The organism is Arenibacter arenosicollis (assembly GCF_014397245.1).
In the GTDB taxonomy this organism is placed as follows: domain Bacteria; phylum Bacteroidota; class Bacteroidia; order Flavobacteriales; family Flavobacteriaceae; genus Arenibacter; species Arenibacter arenosicollis.
In genome coordinates this window covers 79360-101914 of the sequence record NZ_JACLHY010000004.1, presented here as the reverse complement: position 1 = coordinate 101914, position 22555 = coordinate 79360, and the positions used below count along the sequence as shown (strand labels likewise).

Here is a 22555-nt window from a genome sequence, read left to right as displayed (position 1 = left end):
TGTACTTAGTTGACCGTTACCTGACATTAATTTGTTATTTTAGAAAATTATAAGATTAAAGATAACCATATGAGCAGTGAAGAATTTACGTCGTTCGATGTATTGATCGAAATACCAAAAGGGAGTAGAAATAAGTATGAATACGATTTTGCCTTAAAGAAGATAAGATACGATAGGATGATTTTTTCGTCCATGATGTATCCCGCAGACTATGGCTTTGTTCCGGAAACTCTCGCCCTGGATGGGGATCCATTGGATGTGCTTGTTTTGGTGACGGAAGCAACATTTCCTGGGTGTGTCATGGAAGTTAAGCCAATTGGTGTCTTTCATATGACCGATGAAAAAGGTCCGGATGAAAAGGTGATATGCGTGCCCGTATCAGATCCAGTCTGGAACAAGATCAATGATTTAAATGAATTAAATCCGCATTTAATAAAGGAAATAGAACATTTCTTTAAGGTTTATAAGGATTTGGAGAAGAAAAAAGTTGATGTTGGTGGATGGGGAGAGCAAAAAGAAGCGAAGGAAATTGTCGCTAAATGTATCCAAAGGTTTAAGGATAGCGATGTGCCAAAACAGGATGTGAGTATAAAGTATTAATCCTTAATTTTTTAAAAAGTTAAAAAGCAATATTATGGAAGTAATATTGCTTTTTTTATTCTCCCATATTTTACTACTTTTGCCCCTCAAATAATCAAACAAATAATCAAACAAATGGAATCAATAATTATTTACTTGCCAATAATTATGGCATTGGTAGGTCTTGCTTTTATGGCGGTAAAAAGGTCTTGGGTATTAAAACAAAATGCCGGGGATGGAAAAATGAAAGAAATTTCAGATTATATCTATGAAGGGGCCTTGGCTTTTCTTAAAGCAGAATATAAATTATTGACCATCTTCGTTATAGGGGCCAGTGTTGCATTGGCTGCAATTTCCTTTATAGTACCTACTACGCATATTCTTATTGTAGTAGCTTTTGTTTTTGGTGCATTCTTTTCTGCATTGGCAGGGAATATGGGAATGAAAATAGCTACAAAAACAAATGTTAGAACAACACAGGCTGCCCGTACCAGTTTGCCACAAGCATTAAAAGTGTCTTTTGGTGGTGGAACTGTCATGGGACTTGGGGTTGCTGGTTTGGCCGTTTTGGGTTTAACTGCCGCCTTTATATTATTGTTTCAATTTTTTATGAACGGTACTTGGACATCTACAGAGGACATGACAATTGTACTTGAAACATTGGCCGGTTTTTCCCTTGGTGCTGAATCTATTGCCTTGTTCGCAAGAGTTGGTGGAGGTATCTATACCAAGGCGGCAGATGTAGGTGCGGATTTGGTTGGTAAGGTTGAGGCAGGTATTCCAGAGGATGACCCACGTAACCCGGCTACTATTGCAGATAACGTTGGGGACAATGTTGGGGATGTTGCAGGTATGGGTGCGGATTTATTTGGTTCGTACGTAGCTACCGTTTTGGCGGCTATGGTACTTGGGAATTATGTTATTAAGGATATGGGTGGTGCCATTCAAGATGCCTTTGGTGGTATTGGACCAATTTTATTGCCTATGGCCATTGCTGGCTTTGGAATAATTTTTTCCATTATAGGTACTATGTTGGTTAAAATAAAAAACAACGAAGCCAAGGAAAAAGAAGTGCAGGGTGCTTTGAATATAGGAAACTGGGTTTCTATTGGTTTAACATTGATTGCCTGCTTTGTATTGGTAAAATACATGTTGCCAGAAACCATGCAAATGGAGTTTTTTGGTGAAGGTTTAAAAGATATATCTTCCATAAGGGTGTTTTATGCAACCGTTATTGGTTTGGTTGTAGGTGGGGTTATTTCCTCGGTTACTGAATATTATACAGGTTTGGGTACAAAGCCGGTTATGGCCATTGTGCAAAAATCAAGTACTGGTGCCGGAACCAATGTTATTGCCGGTTTGGCTACTGGGATGATTTCTACATTCCCTACTGTTCTAATTTTCGCAGCTGCAATTTGGTCTTCCTATGCCTTGGCAGGTTTTTATGGGGTGGCATTGGCCGCTTCTGCGATGATGGCTACTACAGCCATGCAATTGGCTATTGATGCTTTTGGACCTATTTCTGATAATGCCGGTGGTATTGCAGAAATGAGTGAGCAAGATCCTATTGTAAGGGAGCGTACAGATATATTGGATTCCGTTGGGAATACCACGGCGGCTACAGGAAAAGGATTTGCCATTGCCTCCGCAGCTTTGACTTCTTTGGCGTTATTTGCAGCTTATGTAACCTTTACAGGTATCGACGGAATTAACATTTTTAAAGCGCCAGTTTTGGCCATGTTGTTCGTAGGTGGTATGATTCCGGTGGTTTTCTCCGCCTTGGCCATGAATTCGGTTGGTAAAGCGGCTATGGATATGGTGTACGAAGTGCGTAGACAATTCAAGGAAATTCCGGGAATTATGGAAGGCACTGGGAAACCAGATTATGCAAAGTGTGTTGATATTTCAACCAAAGCAGCCTTACGTGAAATGATGTTGCCAGGAATTCTGACCATTGGCTTCCCTATTGCGATTGTACTTTTGGGGAAATTGGTTTATGGTAGTGACAATCAATTGATTGCCGAAATGCTTGGCGGTTATATGGCTGGGGTTACGGTATCAGGTGTTCTTTGGGCTATTTTTCAAAATAACGCTGGTGGTGCATGGGATAACGCTAAGAAATCTTTTGAGGCAGGTGTAGAAATTAATGGAGAAATGACCTATAAGGGCTCGGATGCCCATAAAGCGGCGGTAACTGGAGATACGGTTGGTGATCCATTTAAGGATACTTCTGGTCCTTCAATGAACATTCTTATTAAACTTACCTGTTTAATTGGATTGGTAATTGCCCCAATATTGGGAGGTCACGCTGAGACAGGTATGGCAGAGCAGGAAGTGCAGATTGAAATGACTGTAAAAACTCCTGAATTGGCACAAGCCGTTATTACCTATTCTACAACTGTAAATGGTGAGACAACAAAAGAAGAGAAAACTTTTAAAGGAACAGCCGAAGAAGTAAAGGCCCAATTGGAAGCTTTTGAGAATACTACAGTAAAATCAGATAATAATGATAGAAAAGTAGTAATAGAAAAAGTAGAGATTAATAAGTAAGTTGTAAAACTTATTTTTTGGTATTATCTTAAAAACCCCGTTTAACGGGGTTTTTACTTTTTTAGTTGTTAATTTATTAAGGCATATGGATTATCACGATTTAACTACATTGGGCATTGCTTTTGGATTGGGATTGTTGGTAGGCCTGCAACGACAAAAAGCCCATAGCGAAATGGCGGGGGTAAGAACATTTACCCTAATTGCTGTTTTGGGCGTATTGGCCGGATTCTTGAGTAGGGATTATCAAAATCCGTTTATCTTACCTGTACTTGGATTAGCTATAACTAGCCTTTTGGTTGCCGCCAATTTAATTAAAATAAAGGCATTTACTGACCCGGACATTGGACAAACTACGGAAGTTGCCGCCTTGATGATGTTTGCCATAGGAGCTTATTTGGTAATGGGCGACAGGATATTGGGGGTAATAATAGGTACTTCCATGGCGGTGCTTCTTTATGTTAAGGAAAGACTGCATGGATTTATAGATAAACTTCAGGAAAAGGATCTTGCGGCCATAATGACCTTTGCTGGAATCTCATTGGTTGTGCTACCCATTCTACCGAATAAAACATATGGGCCATATGAGGTACTTAATCCACGGAACATATGGCTAATGATAACCCTTATAGTAGGGCTGAGTGTCCTTGGGTATTTTATATATAAGTTCGTAGGGAAGAAAGTTGGGATTATTTCCAATGGTGTTTTAGGTGGTTTGATCAGTAGTACGGCTACCACTGTTAGTTATGCCCGAAAAACGGCAGATACGTTGTCCATTAGCAAAATGGCGGCCTTTGTAATTACAACTGCCTCGGCAATTGCCTTGGCAAGGGTAATGGTGGAGGTGAGTGTAGTGGTACCTGAGAAAATTCCGGAAATGCTACTGCCCTTAATAATCGAATTTGTGGTCATGGCCCTAATTTGTGTGGGCATGTTTTACAGTATAAATAAAGATTCTTCAAATGATAGGATGCCGGAGCCCGATAATCCTGCGCAGTTTAAAAGTGCATTGATCTTTGGGTTGCTATATGGTGCTATTTTGTTAGCTGTTGCTTTTGCCAAGGAGGAATTGGGCAACGAGGCTTTATATCTAGTGGCCATCATTAGTGGATTAACGGATGTGGATGCCATTACCCTTTCCTTATCACAACTTATTAAAACCGAATCATTGAACGCAAACACAGGCTGGCGGCTTATCCTTCTGGCCTCAATGTCCAATTTGGCTTTTAAAGGGGTTATGGCAGGGGTACTGGGAAGTAAACAATTAGGGCGATGGATTGCAATTTCTTTCGGAATTGCCATTATCGCAGGGATATTATTAATTTGGTTATGGCCATAGAATTTATACTTTTAAGCGATGGGATTATTTAGACGCCGAGACCCCTTACAGATTATTGTATTCCAAACCTATGGCTCCAATGCACAATTATACGTTAAGGGGCGAGCCCTTGAGGATGAAAATATAGATCTTACAAAAAAGAATTTTATCCACCTTTTAATTAATTCCTGGAAACGTTTCGAGACAGATGTTATTGGGAATTGTGCTTTAAAATTGAAGCTTCCCAATGGTGATGTTCATGAGTTTAAAACAGATGGTGAAGGCTATTTTTTGCTGTCCTTGGGTAAAACCGATCTGGAATCTATGTGTAATGAGGAAGGGTGGTTGGCTTTTGAAGTTTCCTATGCCGAGGAATCCATTAAAAGAACCATTCAACTTGAAAACCGATTTCCCGGGGAAATGTTGGTTCCTTCTTCGGATTCAGATTTTGGGGTTATAAGTGATATTGATGATACTATTTTGCAAACTGGCATGGTGTCCTTATTAAAATGGCGGGTTTTGTACAACACCTTCTTAAAAACCCCCGAAAGAAGGATTCCTTTGGCCGGGGCGCCAGAATTTTATCACTTGCTGCATAGGGGGGCTTCAGGAGAAAAATCGAACCCTATTTTTTATGTAAGTAACAGTCCATGGAATTTATATCTTTATCTGGAATTTTTTTTAAGGAATAATAATTTTCCAAAAGGCCCCATTTTACTGCGAAGCCTTAGTGCATTTTTCAAAAGAAATAAACTAAAAGGGCCGGACGATCGTCCACATAAAATCAATGAAATTTTAAATATTCTAAAAACCTATCCAACACTTTCCTTTGTGCTTATTGGAGATAGTGGGGAGAAAGATGCCGATATCTATTTGGAAATCGCCAAAATGTTTCCGGATAGGATCAAGGCCGTTTATTTGCGTAGTGTTAGGCATAAAAAGAAAATGTTACGGGTAAGGGGGCTGTTCACGGAATATAAGGCCATTCCCGTACTGTTGGTCGAGGATAGTGATCAAGCCATAGAACATGCCAAGGCAAATGGATTGATTATGAAATAAGCTTTTTTTCTTTTTAAGAAGTACCTACTTGTACATTCACCAAATATTTATTCCTAATGTAGAGGAACAGTGTTCTGGTTTAAAATAAGCCGTTGATCTCGGCGTCTATTTTATTGATTACCAATCCTAAATCTTCAGGTTCGTCAACAAAATTAAGTTTATCAACATCAATGACCAAGAGATTGCCCTTCTCATAACTTTGGGCCCATGCCTCATATCGCTCGTTCAATCTACTTAAATAGTCTATGGAAATGCTATTCTCATATTCACGTCCGCGTTTGTGAATTTGATTTACCAAATTGGGAATGGAACTTCTTAAATAAATTAATAGATCTGGTGGTTGTACCAATGTTTCCATTAATTCAAAAAGACTGGTATAATTGTTAAAATCCCTATTTGTCATTAAACCCATGGCATGGAGGTTTGGCGCAAAAATATGTGCATCCTCGTAGATGGTACGATCTTGAATAGTGTCCTTGCCACTTTTTCTGATCTGTAATATTTGTCTATATCTATTATTTAAAAAGTAAATCTGGAGATTAAAGCTCCATCTTTCCATTTGATTGTAAAAGTCGTCCAGATATGGATTGTCAACTACATCTTCAAATTGGGCTTCCCATTGGTAATGTTTGGATAATAATCTTGTCAAGGTGGTTTTGCCAGCCCCAATATTTCCTGCAACGGCGATATGCATAGATTGTGTAATTATGGTTAGTGTTATGCGCACTTATAATTAAGTGGTACAATATACAAGATATCGTGTGCATGTTAAAATCTTTGATAGATTATCCGATAAAAAACTTATTGGAAGGGATAATTGTTTTTTTTATTGGTTTTCGGATTAAACCAAAACATATAATTGAAGTCTTAAGCGTGATACAAAATGTAAAATAATGAAAAGTTTCTATTTATTCGCCTTGATGCTAATGGCATCCCAATTCGGAATTTATGCCCAGGATTTTCAGGGCGAGGCTACCTATTTTAGTAAGACTACTGTCAATATGGATTTTGGCGGAAGGCAAATACCAGAGGATAGAAAAAAGGAAATAATGCAAAGAATGAAGGAGGCCAATGAGCGGACCTATATTTTAACCTTTGATAAATCCGCATCGATCTATAAGGAGGAGGAAAGATTGGAACAGCCTGGCAACGACAGGGGTGGTAGGCGATTTGGTGCGTTGAGCGGAGCCGGAGGAGATTATTATAAGGATGTGAAGGAAGGCAGATATTTGGTTAAAAATGAACTTTTCGGAAAGATTTTTCTGGTCGATGATACATTGCCAAAATTGGAATGGAAACTTGGAGGGGAGTCAAAGCAGATCGGTAATTATACCGCCTTTAAGGCCACTGCAACCAAAACTATTAAAAGGCCCAATATGCGGGCAATTTTTCGTAGGGGAGGGGAGAATGATGAAAATAAGGAATCCGAATTTACAAAAAAGGAAATCGAGGTCACAGCTTGGTATACCCCGGATGTCCCGGTAAATCAAGGTCCTGGGGAATATTGGGGGCTACCGGGCCTAATTTTGGAGGTTAGTGATGATGTTACGGTTATACTTTGTACAAAACTGGTGCTCAACCCAACAGAGAAGAAAGAGATAAAGGCACCAAATAAGGGCAAGACGGTTACCCAGGAGGAATATGATAAAATTTCCAAAGATAAGATGGCCGAAATGAGGGAGAATTTTCGTCGTGGTGGCGGAGGCGGAGGTAATAGAGGTGGCGGAGGTGGCAGGCCATAGTTTTAACTGCTTTTAGTTATAGTCAATAATTTGGATATTTTAATTTTTTTTATAGATGTACAATAAGAATGTTTATTCCGTACTAGTAGCTATTTTTGCTTTTACAACAGCTTTTGGTCAAGAAATTACACTAACGGGAACAGTTAAGGATTCAATAGGTGTGGGAATTGATATGGCTAATGTTATTGCCATAAATACGGAAACCAAGGCGCTGGAATCTTACGGTATAACAAACCATAGTGGACTCTATAAATTAAGTTTAAAAGCGGGTGCAAATTTTAATGTTCGCGTAAGCTATTTGGGCTTCAAGGCGGAGGAATTCTCCTTTACGGCACCTACAAGCGATGTTAACAAAGACATTGTTCTTTACGAGCAAACCAATCAATTGGACGAGGTTGAGGTAACGTATGAGATGCCTATATCGGTCAAGGGCGATACCATAGTGTATGACACGGATTCTTTTGTGACCGGTACCGAAAAGAAGCTAAAGGATGTGCTGGCCAATTTGCCCGGGGTCGAAATTAATGATGATGGGCAAATAGAGGTGGAAGGTAAAAGAGTTACCAAGGTAATGGTAGAGGGCAAAGATTTTTTTGACGGGGATTCCAAGTTGGCGGCAGAGAATATTCCGGCCAATGCACTGGATAAAATAGAGGTACTGAGAAACTTTAATGAGGTAACCCAAATGAAGGGCCTTACCAATGATACGGACAATGTGGCCCTAAATATTAAACTCAAGGAAGGAAAGAAGAGATTTTGGTTCGGGGAAATAACGGCAGGCTATGGTACCAATGATAGTTATTTGGCACATCCAAAACTGTTTTATTACAGTCCCGATTACAGTATAAATATTATTACGGATCTCAATAATATTGGGGAAGCTCCTTTTAATAGAAGGGATTACCAGAGTTTTACCGGTGGATTTAGAAATTTAGGTAGCTCAAGTGGAAGTTCTATAGATATTGGTGGAGATGGCTTAGGACTTTCCAGCCTTCAGAACAATAGGGCAAAAAACATAAACACCAAGTTTGCCGCTGTAAATTTTAGTTATTCCCCAAAAGAAAATTGGGACTTGAGCGGCTTTGGTATTTATTCCTATACCGGGACCCTAATGGAAAACCAAACAAGAAGGGTTTATATCTCCTCCAACGAAACGGAAGATGCCCCAACATCAACAGATCAAACCGCTCATTTGGGATTGGCAAAATTTAGTTCAATGTACAAGCCTAATGATAGGTTTCAATTTGATTACGACATACTCTTGAAACAGTCTAACGATGATGAGATTGAGAATGTTATTTCTATTTCTACCATTACAGATGAAATTACGGAAACTAAGAGGCAAAAGCCTATTTCTGTAAATCAAAATGCCAATATTTATTACACTTCTTTAAATTCAAAAAATATTATTGCTTTTGAGGCCCAACATATTTATCAGGATGAAGATCCATTTTACAATGCTATAAGGGATAATTTTGCCTTTACCGATATTTTCCCGGTAGATGAAGATCAGAGTATCTATAACCTTAATCAAGACAAAAATACAATAACCAATAAAGTGGATGCGAAGTTGGATTATTATTGGGTTACGGGCCAAAAGAGTAATTTAAATTTTACTCTGGGAACTACACAGAGTCATCAGAATTTCAATTCCGGTATTTTTCAAATATTGGATGGAGGGACGCCATTGAATTTTGTAGATAGCGAATATAACAACGATGTAACCTATACTATTTCTGATCTGTATTTGGGTTTTCATTACAAGGTAATTGCAGGGATTTTCACCTTTAATCCGGGGGCTACATTACATCAGTATGGAGCTAAGAACACTCAGTTGGGAACTACGGTGAAGGATAATCTAACGGCCTTATTGCCCGATCTTTACATCAACGCACAACTAAAAAAATCGGAAAACATTCGATTTAATTATAGGGTTTCAAGATCTTTTACGGATATCAATAATTTCGCCGAAGCATATGTCCTCAACAACTATAATTCGGTTTATTCCGGAAATAGGGACTTGGAAAGCGCTTTAAACCATAATTTATCCTTGAATTTCTTTAGTTTCAATATGTTTAATTTTACCAACATATTCGGTAATGTTACTTATACGAAGCGGATAGATGCCCTTAAAAGTTCCTCGGAAATTATTGGAATAAATAGGATAGGTACCACCATAAATTCAAATCTGGAAGATGAATCCCTAAGTGGCAATGGTAGGTATCAACGAACTTTTGGAAAAATAAAGGCGTCTGTGGGGGCAAATGTTTCATGGTCTACCACTAATAATATTGTTGATCTGGAACCAAGAAAATCGGAATCCTTTACACAAAACTATACGTCTTCCTTAGCAACCAATTTTAGAAATGCCCCTAATTTGGAGTTGGGGTATAGGTATTCTGTAAATAATTATGATAACGGAGGCCGGGAAACCACTTATTACACTGACCGACCTTTCGCCAAGTTTGATGCCTCCTTTCTTAAAAGTTTCATATTTACCTTGGATTATGATTACTATAATTATAGGGACAAGGAAAATACCATTGATAATACCTATAGTTTTTTGGAAGGCAATCTATCCTATCAGAAAAAAGATAGTCCATGGGAATTTGGAATTAAGGGCACTAATCTTTTGGATACGTCAACGCTGAATAGGGATAGTACCAATGAGTTGTATTTCACCACTTCGTCTTATTTTATTCAACCAAGGTATGTCTTGTTTACTGTAAAGTATGATTTATAGGTTGAATCAGCCTCAATTTTAAAATAGTTGTTAAACATTTTTAGATACGTCAAGAATTCTTGTACTTTTGTAGCCGAAAATATCGAGGAAAGATTTGACTGATTGCAACCTCAAGTGCTGAAATAGGTTCGGCATAACAAAATGCTAAAGCAGTTTATGGTGTTTATGCTCTATACGAGCAATAACATCCACTCTTCTTTAGTATGCTTCGTCAAATTCTTATTAATTTTTTATTTAGAAAGGATTTATGGCATATTTATTTACTTCGGAATCGGTTAGTGAAGGGCATCCAGATAAGATAGCGGATCAAATTAGTGACGCGTTATTGGATAATTTTTTAGCATTTGACTCGGAAAGTAAGGTGGCTTGTGAAACTTTGGTGACCACGGGTCAAGTGGTTTTGGCCGGTGAGGTTAAGAGCCACACCTATCTTGACGTTCAGCAAATAGCGCGCGACGTCATCAACAAGATAGGTTATACCAATGGAGATTATAAATTTAGTGGAGATTCTTGCGGTGTAATTTCGTTGATCCATGAGCAGTCCAAAGAGATCAACCAAGGGGTAGATCGTGGTTCAAAGGAAGAACAAGGTGCGGGTGATCAAGGTATGATGTTTGGCTATGCAACTAAGGAGACGGACAATTATATGCCGTTGGCGCTGGATATTTCCCACAAAATATTACAGGTTTTGGCAGATTTGAGAAGGGTAGGCGATGCTATATCCTATCTTAGACCGGATGCCAAGGCACAGGTGACTATAGAATATTCCGATGATAATGTGCCACAACGTATAGACACCATTGTAGTCTCTACCCAACATGATGAGTTTGATAAGGACGATGAATTAATGTTGGCAAAAATTAAAAAGGATATTATCTCTATTCTAATCCCTAGGGTGAAGGAGCAATTACCGGAGAATATACAAAAGCTATTCAACGATACTATAAAATATCATATAAACCCCACAGGGAAATTTGTAATTGGTGGTCCCCATGGCGATACAGGTTTAACCGGAAGGAAGATTATCGTGGATACCTACGGGGGTAAAGGAGCCCATGGTGGCGGTGCCTTCAGTGGAAAAGACCCCAGTAAAGTGGATCGCAGTGCAGCTTATGCGGCAAGACATGCCGCCAAGAATCTTGTGGCTGCCGGTGTTGCCGATGAAATGTTGGTGCAGGTAAGTTACGCCATTGGTGTTGTGGAACCAACCTCAATATTTGTGGATACTTACGGGACTTCCAAAGTTGGTTTAAGTGACGGTGAGATCGCAAAAAAAGTTGCGCAATTGTTTGATATGCGTCCATTTGCCATCGAGGAAAGATTAAAACTCAGAAATCCAATTTATTTGGAAACTGCAGCCTACGGACATATGGGCAAGGAGCCAATAACCAAGGTCAAGATTTTCGAATCACCTTATAATGGACGTGTAGAAAAAGAAGTGGAATTATTTACTTGGGAGAAATTGGATGCCGTTGATTTGGTGAAACAAGCTTTCGATTTATAATTTTTTTGAAAAGATTAGGAAAAAAGAATTTTCCATACCTATATTTGCAAACCTAAAGTTCAAACACTTATTGAATTGTTATCAAGAAAGGTGGAGGGAATAGACCCTTTGAAGCCTTAGCAACCCTTTGATCATTTATTAAAGAAGGTGCTAAATTCTACCTAAATACTGCTCCAATGAAAATTGGATTTTTTTGCAGTATCCATGGCAGATAACGCTAACGGTTACTTCTGTAATTGATTTTCTTTTTAACTTTTTGATTTTATAATATTGCATTGTCCGCATTATTTGTTTTGGCTTTTTATTTTATCTATTTTAATAATATAAAAAAAACAAGAAATCATGAGTACTCAAAAATTTTCAACAAATGCTTTGCATGCAGGACATGACACAAAATCAACGGCAGGAACCAGGGCTGTGCCCATTTATCAGAATACCGCCTACGTCTTCAATAATTCTGACCATGCGGCCAATCTTTTTAATTTATCAGAACCTGGATTTATTTATACCAGGCTTAACAACCCAACAAATGATATTCTAGAGCAGCGTTTGGCAGCTTTGGAAGGTGGTCTTGCCAGTGTAGTTACAGCTTCTGGTACGGCGGCCATTTCAACAGCCTTATTGGTTTTGTTGAAAACTGGGGATCATATTGTAGCTTCCAGTAGTCTTTACGGAGGTACTTATAATTTGTTGGCAGTGACTTTACCTAGATTGGGTATTACGACCACTTTTGTTGAGCCAGGGGACGAAGATAATTTTACCAATGCCATTCAGGAAAATACAAGAGCCATTTTTGTGGAATCTTTAGGGAATCCAAAATTGGATGTACTTGACCTAAAAGCGATATCCGGAGTAGCGAAAAAGGCAAAAATTCCTTTCATTGTGGATAATACGGTGGCTACAAGTGCCTTGGTAAAACCTATTGAACACGGAGCAAATATTGTAATCCATTCGCTTACAAAATATATAAACGGAAATGGTACTTCCATGGGAGGTGTTATTGTAGATGCCGGTACATTTGATTGGAGTAGTGGGAAATTTCCGGAATTTACCGAGCCATCCGCCGGATATCACGGATTGGTTTATCACGATGCCTTGGGAGCTGCAGCCTTTATTGCAAAAGTTAGAATAGAAGGTTTACGAGATCTTGGTGCAGCCTTGAGTCCGTTTAATGCCTTTCAGATTATCCAAGGTTTGGAAACATTGGAACTGCGTATCAAGAAGCACAGTGAAAATGCATTGGAATTGGCAAAATGGTTACAGGATAGAAAAGAAGTGGCATGGGTAAATTACCCTGGCCTACAAACAAGTCCTTACTATGCCTTGGCCAAAAAATACCTTCCAAACGGTCAAAGTGGAATTGTGACCTTTGGTGTTAAAGGAGGATACGAGTCGGCTAAAAAAGTTGTTGACGAAACCAAGTTATTTTCTTTGTTGGCCAACATAGGGGATACCAAATCTTTAATTATCCATCCAGCAAGTACCACCCACCAACAATTGGATGATAATGCCCAACAAACAACTGGAGTTACAAAAGATTTGATACGCCTTTGTGTAGGTTTGGAGGATATCGAGGATATAAAGGCAGATTTGGTGCAGGCATTTTCAACCATTGATAAATCTGTTTTAGCATAAAAAATATTTTATTTCCTTTTATAATCATTGATAAAGTGATGTGGGAGTGCCTTGAAATATTAGATACTAATTTCTCCACTCCCATATTATTATAAAATCAATGACCGTGTTCTTTCAAGAATAATTATTAGTTCAAACAACTTATGTTACATCATCTTTCAGTTAATAAATACGTTACCTATAGCGGCAAAACCTTGGATATTAATTTGTCCTACGAAGTCTTTGGACTTCCCCTGCATTCCGCACCAATTATTCTGGTGAACCACGCCCTTACAGGTAATTCCGATGTGGCTGGAGAGAATGGATGGTGGACAACATTGATCGGGGATGGTAAATGTATTGATACTAAGAAATACACCATTCTTTCCTTTAATATTCCTGGAAATGGATATGATGGATTTGTTATAGAAAATTATAAGGATTTTGTAGCCAAGGACATTGCCAAAATTTTTCTATTAGGATTGGAGGCCTTAAAAATAAGTAAGGTTTATGCCCTTATCGGCGGTTCCTTGGGAGGCGGTATTGCTTGGGAAATGGCGGCTTTGAATCCCCATTTAACCGAGCATCTTATTCCAGTGGCATCCGATTGGAAATCAACAGATTGGCTTATTGCCAACTGTCAGATACAGGAGCAGTTTTTGGTGAATTCCAAACAGCCTGTACATGATGCGCGTATGCATGCTATGCTATGTTACAGGACACCGGAATCCTTTAAAGAGCGTTTCAAAAGAAGCACCAATGAGGAATTGAAAGTCTTCAATGTAGAGAGTTGGTTGACACATCATGGAAAGAAGTTACAGGAGCGTTTTCAATTGTCTGCCTATAAATTAATGAATCAATTGTTAAAGACCATTGATATCAACAGGGAAGGGGAAGAGGCATTTATTAATCTTCAAAATAGCGATACCAATATCCATATCATTGGGGTGGATTCCGATCTTTTTTTTACGGCCCAGGAAAATAAGGATACCTTTAAAAAACTGGCCCAAGCCAATAGTAATGTAACCTATGGTGAAATTCATTCCCTTCACGGGCACGATGCCTTTTTGATCGAATTCAATCAAATGGAGGAGCTATTAAAGGGAGTTTTTGACCGTAACGGAAGATCTAAAAAGGTGAAGGTCTTAAAATTCGGCGGTAAGTCTTTGGCCAATGGTGAAGGACTGGATACAGTGTTGCGGATTGTTACTGATAAGGTGGAGAAGGGTGAAAATATTGCGGTAGTGGTATCCGCCAGGAATAAAGCTACCGATGAATTGGAAGCCATGTTGGACAAGGCAGCCAAGGGGTTGGATTATGTAAAGGATTTTGAGGAATTTGAAAAATATCAACAGCATGCCTATGGCAATGTCAATCTCTCTGAAGAATTTAGGGGATTGGTGAAATTGTTCGAAGGGGTGGCTTTGTTAGGGGATTATAGCCCTAAAATTAAGGATCAGGTTTTGGCATATGGAGAATTGCTCTCGGCAAAATTGGTAACCAAATTACTTATAGGGAAAGGAGTCAATGCAAAATTTATAGACTCCAGACAGCTCATTAAAACGGATTCCAATTTTGGCGATGCAAAAGTTTTGGAGACTTTGTCCAAGGAAAATGTGAAAAGTGAGTTCGGGAAATTGGATTTGGATGCCGTAGCGGTTACCACTGGCTTTATTGCCTCCAATGAGCTTAATGAAACCACCACATTGGGTAGAAATGGGAGCAATTACTCGGCTGCCTTATTGGCCAATTACCTAAATGCCGAAGAATTGCAGAACTACACCCATGTAGACGGTATTTTTACGGCTAATCCGGATTTGGTGACCGAGGCAAAAAGAATCTCTGAACTTTCCTATAGTGAAGCCAACGAGTTGGCGAATTTCGGAACCAATATTTTGCATGCAAAGACAATTATTCCATTAATTGAAAAGAATATTCCACTGCGTATTTTAAATACCTTCAATAACGATAATGAAGGTACCCTAATAAGCGCCAAAACCAGTAAAGAGGGAATAAAATCCTTATCGGTCATAGAGAATATGGCACTGATCAATTTGGAAGGTCGCGGGTTATTGGGCAAGGTTGGTGTAGATGCGCGTATTTTTAGGACAATGGGTAATAATAATATAAGTGTAAGTATTATTTCCCAGGGGTCTTCGGAAAGAGGGATTGGTTTGGTAGTCGATGCCAAAAATGCCAATTTGGCAAAAACATCATTGGAGGAGGAATTTCAAACCGATTTTAAACTACAGGATATAAATAATATTACTGTGGTGGATCAAGTGTCCGTTATATCCATTGTTGGCCAGGATCTTAGCACATTCCATAAGCCCTTCAATGCCCTTATAAAGAATCAGGTTGTTCCCTTGTTGTTTAACAATACTATTTCGGGCAAGAACGTAAGTTTGGTCGTTAAAAAATCGGATCTGCACAAGGCACTTAACGTGGTGCATGGGCAGATTTTTGGGATAAGTAAAAAAGTGAATCTTGCCATTTTTGGACATGGCAATGTGGGCGGTACCCTTATTGATCAAATTCTTAAGTCCAACAAGACTATAGAAAAAAGAAAAGGAATTAATATCAATGTTTTTGCGGTAGCCAATTCTAAAAAGGTCTTATTGAGCAAGAATGGTATTTCCAAAAATTGGAAAACTTCCATGGATACCAAGGCAGTTCCTTATAAATTAAACGATATTTTCAAGTTTGCCAAGGATAATCATCTGGAGAACCTTATTGCGGTCGACAATACGGCCAATGAGGACTTTGTAGCATCGTATTTTGATTTTGTGGATAACGGTTTTGATTTGGTTTCATCCAATAAGATTGCCAATACCCTGCGTTTTGATTATTATCAGTTACTTAGGGAGGAACTAGCCAAACATCAAAAGCAATATTTGTACGAGACCAATGTGGGCGCTGGATTACCCTTGATAGATACTATTAAGTTGTTGCATCTTTCTGGAGAGAATATTACTAGGATAAAAGGGGTTTTCTCGGGGTCTTTGAGTTATATTTTCAATACCTTTTCAGAAAAGGATGCCTTATTTTCAGTGATTTTAAAGGAAGCGATGGAACTGGGGTATACCGAACCGGATCCGCGTGAGGATCTTTCCGGTAATGATGTGGGAAGAAAATTATTGATTTTGGCCAGGGAACTGGATCTTAGCAATGAGTTTTCGGATATACAAATTGAAAATTTAATTCCGGAGTCGCTTCAGGATGGTGATGTAAAAGGCTTTTTGGAACAATTGAATATTTTGGATGAAAAATTTAGCAGTATAAAGAAGGCTCAAAAGCCCGGTCATGTACTCCGTTATGTGGGTGACCTATCAGGGGATCTGCAAAAAGAAAAGGGGAAATTGGAGGTTAAATTAATCTCTGTTCCCAAAGAGAGTGCCCTTGGACAAATAAAAGGGTCCGATTCCATTATTGAAATATATACGGAATCCTACGGTCAACATCCGCTTGTTATACAAGGAGCAGGTGCGGGCGCAGCAGTAACGGCCAGAGGTGTTTTTGGGGATATTTTGAGGATAGCGGAAAAGGGATAAATTCTCGTGGCTTCGACTCCGCTTTGCCATCAGGTAATGTCGGGGATTGAGCGTAGTCGAAATCGAAATTATAGGTATTTCTGATATAACGGTTTTAATTTTATATAAGGTGAAAGGTTTCTTGTATATATTGGAATGCTCTGATGGAAGTTATTATTGTGGTAGTACGGTGGATTTGGACAAGAGGTTAATGGAGCACAACGAAGGTAGGGGGCCAACCATACAAAAAAGAGGCTTCCTGTTAAATTGATGTATGTAGAGGAGTATGATAGAATTGATAAGGCATTTTATCGAGAAAAGCAAATCCAGGGTTGGAGTCGTAATAAAAAGGAGGTGTTGATAAATGGGGATTTGGCTAAATTAAATGGCCTTGCCGAATGTAAAAATGAAACCCACTTTAAACATTATATTGAAGAGAAGATTAAATCATAATCGATTGGTGGCTTCGGCTCCGCTCAACCACCTTGGAATGCCGGAGATTGAGCGTAGTCGAAATTGGTCATATTTGAGAATGAAAGAATTTGGATGAGGCTTCGACTCCGCTCAGCCACTGGGGATAGTCGGAGATTGATAGTACCCGATATATTAAATAAAAGCTTATCCTTTGCACTGGATACCATTAGAATTAGATAGATTAGAAATAATGAAGAAGAATTTTAAATTTGAAACGGAAGCGATACGCACTCAGACAGAACGTACCCAATTTTTGGAGCATTCAACACCCCTTTATTTAACCTCGAGTTTTATTTTTGAGGATGCAGAGGATATGCGCGCTTCTTTTGCCGAAGAAAAGGACCGTAATATTTATTCTAGGTATAGCAATCCCAATTCCTCCGAGTTTATTGAAAAGGTATGCAAGATGGAAGGTGCCGAGGATGGTTTTGCCTTTGCATCGGGTATGGCGGCCGTGTTTTCCACTTTTGCAGCCTTATTGGAAAGTGGAGATCATATTATTTCCGCTAGAAGTATTTTTGGATCCACCCATAGTTTGTTCACTCAGTTCTTTCCTAAATGGAATGTTTCTACCAGCTATTTTAAAATAGATGAACTGGATAAACTGGAAGAATTGGTAACTCCGAACACCAAAATTATCTATGCGGAAACTCCTACCAATCCGGGAGTGGATGTGTTGGACTTGGAAGAATTGGGCAAATTTGCCAAGAAGCATAACTTAATATTTATCATAGATAATTGTTTTGCTTCGCCTTATTTACAGCAGCCTATCAAGTTTGGGGCCGATTTGGTAATCCATTCCGGAACCAAATTAATGGACGGGCAAGGTAGGGTGTTGGCAGGTATTACAGTGGGGAGCAAAGCCTTAATAGACAAGGTGTATCGCTTTTCCAGGATTACTGGCCCGTCCCTATCGCCTTTTAATGCATGGGTACTATCCAAGAGCTTGGAAACTTTAGCTCTACGAGTGGATAAACATTGTGACAATGCCCTAAAATTGGCCGAATACTTGGAAGGACACTCGAAGGTCAATTGGGTGAAATACCCATTTTTAAAATCACATCCTAAATATGAAGTGGCCAAGAAACAGATGAAAGCAGGGGGCTGCGTGGTAGCTTTTGAAGTAAAGGGAGGCGTTGAAGCCGGACAAAAATTCTTCAATGCTATAAAAATGTTGTCCTTGTCCGCTAATTTAGGGGATTCCAGAAGTATAGTTACACATCCCGCCTCTACAACGCATAGTAAATTGTCTATCGAGGAAAGATTGGCATCTGGCATTACAGATGGGATGGTCAGGGTGTCGGTTGGCTTGGAGCATATAGATGATATTATTGCGGATATTGCACAAGCATTGGACTAGGCTCTATTGTGAAGGTTTTCCAATGGACTAAACTGTTTTTGTAAAATAAGGTTAGGTCCAATTGGGAATGTTAATTTTCCTTATCTTCGCTGCATGCTTTCCAAAAAGACCAAATACGGATTAAAGGCACTGACCTTCTTGGCGTCTCAAAAAGGGCGTGCTCCTGTTCAAATTTCTGAAATAGCCAAGCATGAGAATATTTCCCAAAAATTTCTTGAGAGTATTCTTCTCACCTTGCGAAAAACGGGCCTACTAGGTTCCAAAAAAGGAAAGGGCGGGGGATATTACCTTATAAAAGAACCAAAAGATATACCCATGACCACTGTCATGAGGGTTTTGGAAGGTCCTATAGCCATGGTGCCATGTGTAAGCTTAAACTTCTATGAAAAATGTGAGGACTGCCCGGATGAGGCAAGCTGTTCCGTTCATAAATTAATGTTACAGGTTAGGGATAGCACCTTGGAGGTTTTTAGGAACAACACGCTTGCAGACCTTGTGCCATAGGGTAAATCTACCAGATTAGGGGTTTATATTTGTAAATCTTGCATGGTAATTACGCAATAAAACATTGATAATCTTCAAATATTAAGCGTATTTTTTATTAATCTACTAAATTTATAGGGTAAGTTTAATTTTATATAACTTTTTCTATTGTGTTCTAAAAAATATTTCTATTTTTGCTTACTCTATTAAATCGATAGGGTAATAAATTTAAGTTTTTTTGTCATATGATTGCTGAACAATTAATTGCAAATAATAATACAAGTACTGCAACTAAAAGCTATAAGGCTGATAAGCGTACCGAAAACCCTAAAAGGAGTATTGCTAAATCTATTAGTTGGAGAATTATTGGAACCTTGGATACTATCTTAATTTCTTGGATCGTTACCGGGACTTTGTCCGTTGCATTTTCTATCGGGGTTGTAGAGTTGTTTACCAAGATGATATTGTATTTCTTTCATGAAAGGATATGGAATAAGATTAATTGGGGAAGGTAGAGGAAATAGAATCCAAAGAATTTAAAGAATCAGAGACAATGGCATTTACAGAGCAGGAAATACATAAACTAAATCAACAATTTAAGGGTATACCACCGGAGGAAATAATTTCCTGGGCTATTCAATATGCCGAGAATCCGTTGGTAACTACAAATTTCAGGCCTTATGAAGTGGCTATTTTGCATGCAGTAACCGATGTTGCTCCTAAAATTCCTGTGGTTTGGTGCGATACGGGTTATAATACGCCCAATACATATAAACATGCAGAAGAGCTTATTGCGAGGTTGCATTTAAATGTAAAATTATATGTTCCCAAACAAACTTCCTCTCATAGGGATGCTGTCATGGGAATTCCGGGTATAGATGATCCCAGACATCAGCTTTTTACAGAACAGGTAAAATTGGAACCCTTTAGAAGGGCTATGGAGGAGCATAAGCCAGATGTATGGTTTACCAATCTTAGGCAAGGGCAGACAGCATTAAGGGATTCTTTGGATATCTTAAGTTTAAGTCGCGATGGGGTTTTGAAGGTGAGTCCATTCTATCATTATAGTGATAGTCAATTGGATGCTTACCTTAAGGATAGGAATTTGCCTAATGAGCATAAGTACTTTGATCCCACCAAGGTTTTGGAAAACCGGGAATGTGGACTGCATACCTAAGAAAAGAATATTAACAATTGGTGAATGCTTCTTTTGAAGGAAAACCAATTAAATAAAGAATTATTGTGAGCATTGTAGAATCAGAATTGGAAACACTAGTAGACGTGAGCGGATCGAATGAATTGGAAGTATTGAACAATAATGCTTTGGAGAACGAAGCAATTTATATTTTAAGGGAAGTTGCGGCACAGTTTGAAAAGCCAGTGTTGCTTTTTTCGGGTGGTAAAGACTCCATAACCTTGGTGAGATTGGCGCAAAAAGCCTTTTTTCCTGCTAAAATACCGTTCCCTTTAATGCATATTGATACTGGGCATAATTTTCCGGAAACCATCGCCTTTAGGGATAAGTTGGTTAAGGAATTAGGAGTGGAATTGATTGTTCGTAACGTACAGGATTCCATAGACCAAGGAAAAGTGGTAGAGGAAACTGGTAAATACTCCAGTAGGAATATGTTGCAGACTACAACCTTGTTGGATGCCATTGAGGAATTTAAGTTCGATGCCTGTATTGGTGGAGCCAGAAGGGATGAAGAAAAGGCCCGTGCCAAAGAACGCATCTTTTCGGTTCGTGACGATTTTGGTCAGTGGGATGAGAAGAACCAACGCCCAGAGTTGTTTGATATGTTGAACGGTCAGATAGAATTGGGTCAGAACGTAAGGGTTTTTCCAATAAGTAACTGGACAGAATTGGATGTTTGGAGCTATATCCAAAAAGAGGACATAGAAATACCTTCCATCTATTTTGCGCATAAAAGAAAGATTTTCCTAAGGGACGGATTTATATGGTCGGCAGAAGATGATGTTGTCTTCCGTGCTGAGGATGAAAAAGTGGAAGAGCGCATGGTTCGTTTTAGAACTGTTGGAGATATGAGTTGTACTTCGGCGGTATTGTCCCACGCAGATACCATTGAAAAGGTAGTAGGCGAAATTAGGGAGTCCAAGATTTCGGAAAGAGGAGCTAGAATAGATGATAAACGTTCCGAAGCCGCAATGGAGAAAAGAAAACAACAAGGATACTTTTAAAGTCGGCATTTGAAGTGTGTTGGCACTTGTAAAAATTGTCAACGAAATCTCAATGTCAAATACAAAACACAAAAGAAATGGAAGTACTAAAAATAGCAACAGCAGGAAGTGTAGATGACGGTAAAAGTACCTTGATCGGAAGATTGCTTTATGATACCAAATCCCTGACTGACGATAAGTTGGAGGCCATAGAAAAGACCAGCAAGCAGAAAGGATATGATTATCTGGATTTCTCCTTGGCTACAGATGGTTTGGTAGCGGAAAGGGAACAGGGAATTACTATAGATGTAGCTCATATCTATTTCTCAACGCCCAATAAGAGTTATATCATTGCGGATACCCCTGGTCACGTGGAATATACCCGTAACATGGTTACTGGTGCGTCTACTTCGCAAGCGGCCATTATTTTGATCGACGCTCGAAAAGGAGTGATAGAGCAGACCAACAGACACTTTTTTATCAATAACTTATTGAGGATAAAAGATGTTATTGTTGCCATAAATAAAATGGACTTGGTTGATTACTCAGAGGAAAGATACAATGAGATCAAAGCCGATTTTGAGGAGCTGATGAGTAAGCGCGATTACCAGGACCAGAAAATTACCTTTATTCCCGTAAGTGCGCTTAAGGGTGACAACGTGGTAAACAGGTCAGAGAAAATGGCGTGGTACAAAGGGCAAACTCTTTTGGAACATTTTGAGGAATTGGATAGAAAGGATATTTACAATGTAGGTACCCCAAGATTTCCGGTTCAATATGTGATACGTCCCAAAACAGAAGAATTCCATGATTTTAGAGGATTTGCTGGAAAAGTATATGGAGGTGAGCTGAGTGTAGGTGATGAAGTAGTGGTCTTGCCATCCATGACCAAATCCAAAATCAAGGAAATCTATTTCTACGACAAGAAATATAAAACTGCAACAAGACGTTCTTCCGTAACCATTACCTTGGAAGATGAGATCAATGTAAGCAGGGGAGATATGTTGGTAAAAGTAGGTGACTTGCCAACAATAGATAAGCAATTTACAGCTACGGTTTCATGGATGGATTCACAAAATTTAACTGTGGGAAGCAAATATGTTGTGCAACACGGAGTGAATAAGGTTTTGGCCAAGGTGGAGAACATTCACCATAAAATTAATCCGGATTACTCAGGTATCGATACGACTATTACTGCCTTGGGAATGAACGATATAGCACAGGTTACCTTTAGATTGAATAAGCCAATTTTTTACGATTCATTCAAGAATCACCGTACCAATGGCTCTTTTATCTTAATAGATAATCAGTCCAATACAACAGCTGGGGTCGGGTTTATAAACTAAACCTCCTTCCGTGCCCTAGGGTATGGTGTCGTTGTCAGTTTAATCTATTATCCCTATGGGATAAAGGTTTTTAAAAAT

Annotated in this window: 17 protein-coding genes and 1 riboswitch; of the genes, 16 read left to right on the top strand and 1 reads right to left on the bottom strand. The window is 38.9% G+C overall.

Annotation, left to right across the window (positions count from 1 at the left end; translation table 11 throughout):
- Positions 1–69 precede the first annotated feature (69 nt).
- From H4O18_RS06340 to H4O18_RS06325, 4 genes are all read left to right on the top strand, one after another.
- Positions 70–600, top strand: a complete 531-nt coding sequence (locus H4O18_RS06340) for an inorganic diphosphatase (RefSeq protein WP_187582557.1) — start codon at positions 70–72, stop codon at positions 598–600.
- A gap of 114 nt (positions 601–714) precedes the next feature.
- Positions 715–3129: a sodium-translocating pyrophosphatase gene (locus tag H4O18_RS06335; protein ID WP_187582555.1), complete on the top strand. Its 2415-nt coding sequence runs from the start codon at positions 715–717 to the stop codon at positions 3127–3129.
- A gap of 85 nt (positions 3130–3214) precedes the next feature.
- Positions 3215–4465, top strand: coding sequence for an MgtC/SapB family protein (locus H4O18_RS06330; protein WP_187582553.1), 1251 nt, complete (start codon positions 3215–3217; stop codon positions 4463–4465).
- Positions 4466–4483: 18 nt separating this feature from the next.
- The gene (locus tag H4O18_RS06325; protein WP_187582551.1) at positions 4484–5503 is read left to right on the top strand and encodes an App1 family protein phosphatidate phosphatase; all 1020 of its coding nucleotides are present in this window, start codon (positions 4484–4486) and stop codon (positions 5501–5503) included.
- Between the two features lie 79 nt (positions 5504–5582).
- Here the strand turns inward: H4O18_RS06325 and H4O18_RS06320 are convergent, their stop codons facing one another.
- Positions 5583–6197 carry a deoxynucleoside kinase gene (locus tag H4O18_RS06320; RefSeq protein ID WP_187582549.1) on the bottom strand — a complete coding sequence of 205 codons (615 nt, stop codon included), beginning with the start codon at positions 6195–6197 and terminating at the stop codon, positions 5583–5585.
- 199 nt (positions 6198–6396) lie between these two features.
- On the opposite strand from H4O18_RS06320, the gene H4O18_RS06315 reads away from it, so the two are divergent.
- The 12 genes from H4O18_RS06315 to H4O18_RS06260 all read left to right on the top strand — a co-directional run bounded on the left by H4O18_RS06315 (position 6397) and on the right by H4O18_RS06260 (position 22477).
- Entirely contained in the window at positions 6397–7245 is an 849-nt protein-coding gene (locus H4O18_RS06315) for a GLPGLI family protein (RefSeq protein ID WP_187582547.1), read from the top strand.
- 55 nt (positions 7246–7300) lie between these two features.
- The gene (locus H4O18_RS06310) at positions 7301–9988 is read left to right on the top strand and encodes a TonB-dependent receptor (protein WP_187582545.1); all 2688 of its coding nucleotides are present in this window, start codon (positions 7301–7303) and stop codon (positions 9986–9988) included.
- Positions 9989–10235: 247 nt separating this feature from the next.
- Positions 10236–11492: a methionine adenosyltransferase gene (metK, locus tag H4O18_RS06305; protein ID WP_187582543.1), complete on the top strand. Its 1257-nt coding sequence runs from the start codon at positions 10236–10238 to the stop codon at positions 11490–11492.
- A 75-nt stretch (positions 11493–11567) separates the two neighbouring features.
- A riboswitch (SAM riboswitch) is annotated at positions 11568–11675 on the top strand.
- 159 nt (positions 11676–11834) lie between these two features.
- Positions 11835–13127 (top strand): O-acetylhomoserine aminocarboxypropyltransferase/cysteine synthase family protein, encoded by a 1293-nt coding sequence (locus H4O18_RS06300; RefSeq protein WP_187582541.1) that lies wholly within the window; start codon positions 11835–11837, stop codon positions 13125–13127.
- 143 nt (positions 13128–13270) lie between these two features.
- Complete coding sequence (thrA, locus tag H4O18_RS06295; RefSeq protein WP_187582539.1) at positions 13271–16657, top strand: bifunctional aspartate kinase/homoserine dehydrogenase I; 3387 nt, start codon at positions 13271–13273, stop codon at positions 16655–16657.
- A 109-nt stretch (positions 16658–16766) separates the two neighbouring features.
- Complete coding sequence (locus tag H4O18_RS22120; RefSeq protein ID WP_343065420.1) at positions 16767–16907, top strand: GIY-YIG nuclease family protein; 141 nt, start codon at positions 16767–16769, stop codon at positions 16905–16907.
- A gap of 393 nt (positions 16908–17300) precedes the next feature.
- Positions 17301–18470 carry a trans-sulfuration enzyme family protein gene (locus H4O18_RS06285; protein WP_187582537.1) on the top strand — a complete coding sequence of 390 codons (1170 nt, stop codon included), beginning with the start codon at positions 17301–17303 and terminating at the stop codon, positions 18468–18470.
- A gap of 93 nt (positions 18471–18563) precedes the next feature.
- The gene (locus tag H4O18_RS06280; protein ID WP_187582535.1) at positions 18564–18974 is read left to right on the top strand and encodes an RrF2 family transcriptional regulator; all 411 of its coding nucleotides are present in this window, start codon (positions 18564–18566) and stop codon (positions 18972–18974) included.
- 224 nt (positions 18975–19198) lie between these two features.
- Positions 19199–19468, top strand: a complete 270-nt coding sequence (locus tag H4O18_RS06275) for a DUF2061 domain-containing protein (protein WP_187582533.1) — start codon at positions 19199–19201, stop codon at positions 19466–19468.
- Between the two features lie 38 nt (positions 19469–19506).
- Complete coding sequence (locus tag H4O18_RS06270) at positions 19507–20130, top strand: phosphoadenosine phosphosulfate reductase domain-containing protein (RefSeq protein WP_187582530.1); 624 nt, start codon at positions 19507–19509, stop codon at positions 20128–20130.
- A gap of 122 nt (positions 20131–20252) precedes the next feature.
- Positions 20253–21152, top strand: a complete 900-nt coding sequence (cysD, locus tag H4O18_RS06265; protein WP_425489123.1) for a sulfate adenylyltransferase subunit CysD — start codon at positions 20253–20255, stop codon at positions 21150–21152.
- A gap of 77 nt (positions 21153–21229) precedes the next feature.
- Positions 21230–22477: a sulfate adenylyltransferase subunit 1 gene (locus H4O18_RS06260; protein ID WP_187582528.1), complete on the top strand. Its 1248-nt coding sequence runs from the start codon at positions 21230–21232 to the stop codon at positions 22475–22477.
- The last annotated feature ends 78 nt before the right edge of the window (positions 22478–22555 follow it).

What these genes read in the sequence shown, in the direction of transcription:
- H4O18_RS06340 (WP_187582557.1), top strand. Translation starts at nt 70, where the DNA reads ATGAGCAGTGAAGAATTTACGTCGTTCGATGTATTGATCGAAATACCA.
- H4O18_RS06335 (WP_187582555.1), top strand. Translation starts at nt 715, where the DNA reads ATGGAATCAATAATTATTTACTTGCCAATAATTATGGCATTGGTAGGT.
- H4O18_RS06330 (WP_187582553.1), top strand. Translation starts at nt 3,215, where the DNA reads ATGGATTATCACGATTTAACTACATTGGGCATTGCTTTTGGATTGGGA.
- H4O18_RS06325 (WP_187582551.1), top strand. Translation starts at nt 4,484, where the DNA reads ATGGGATTATTTAGACGCCGAGACCCCTTACAGATTATTGTATTCCAA.
- H4O18_RS06320 (WP_187582549.1), bottom strand. Translation starts at nt 6,197, where the DNA reads ATGCATATCGCCGTTGCAGGAAATATTGGGGCTGGCAAAACCACCTTG.
- H4O18_RS06315 (WP_187582547.1), top strand. Translation starts at nt 6,397, where the DNA reads ATGAAAAGTTTCTATTTATTCGCCTTGATGCTAATGGCATCCCAATTC.
- H4O18_RS06310 (WP_187582545.1), top strand. Translation starts at nt 7,301, where the DNA reads ATGTACAATAAGAATGTTTATTCCGTACTAGTAGCTATTTTTGCTTTT.
- metK (WP_187582543.1), top strand. Translation starts at nt 10,236, where the DNA reads ATGGCATATTTATTTACTTCGGAATCGGTTAGTGAAGGGCATCCAGAT.
- H4O18_RS06300 (WP_187582541.1), top strand. Translation starts at nt 11,835, where the DNA reads ATGAGTACTCAAAAATTTTCAACAAATGCTTTGCATGCAGGACATGAC.
- thrA (WP_187582539.1), top strand. Translation starts at nt 13,271, where the DNA reads ATGTTACATCATCTTTCAGTTAATAAATACGTTACCTATAGCGGCAAA.
- H4O18_RS06285 (WP_187582537.1), top strand. Translation starts at nt 17,301, where the DNA reads ATGAAGAAGAATTTTAAATTTGAAACGGAAGCGATACGCACTCAGACA.
- H4O18_RS06280 (WP_187582535.1), top strand. Translation starts at nt 18,564, where the DNA reads ATGCTTTCCAAAAAGACCAAATACGGATTAAAGGCACTGACCTTCTTG.
- H4O18_RS06275 (WP_187582533.1), top strand. Translation starts at nt 19,199, where the DNA reads ATGATTGCTGAACAATTAATTGCAAATAATAATACAAGTACTGCAACT.
- H4O18_RS06270 (WP_187582530.1), top strand. Translation starts at nt 19,507, where the DNA reads ATGGCATTTACAGAGCAGGAAATACATAAACTAAATCAACAATTTAAG.
- H4O18_RS06260 (WP_187582528.1), top strand. Translation starts at nt 21,230, where the DNA reads ATGGAAGTACTAAAAATAGCAACAGCAGGAAGTGTAGATGACGGTAAA.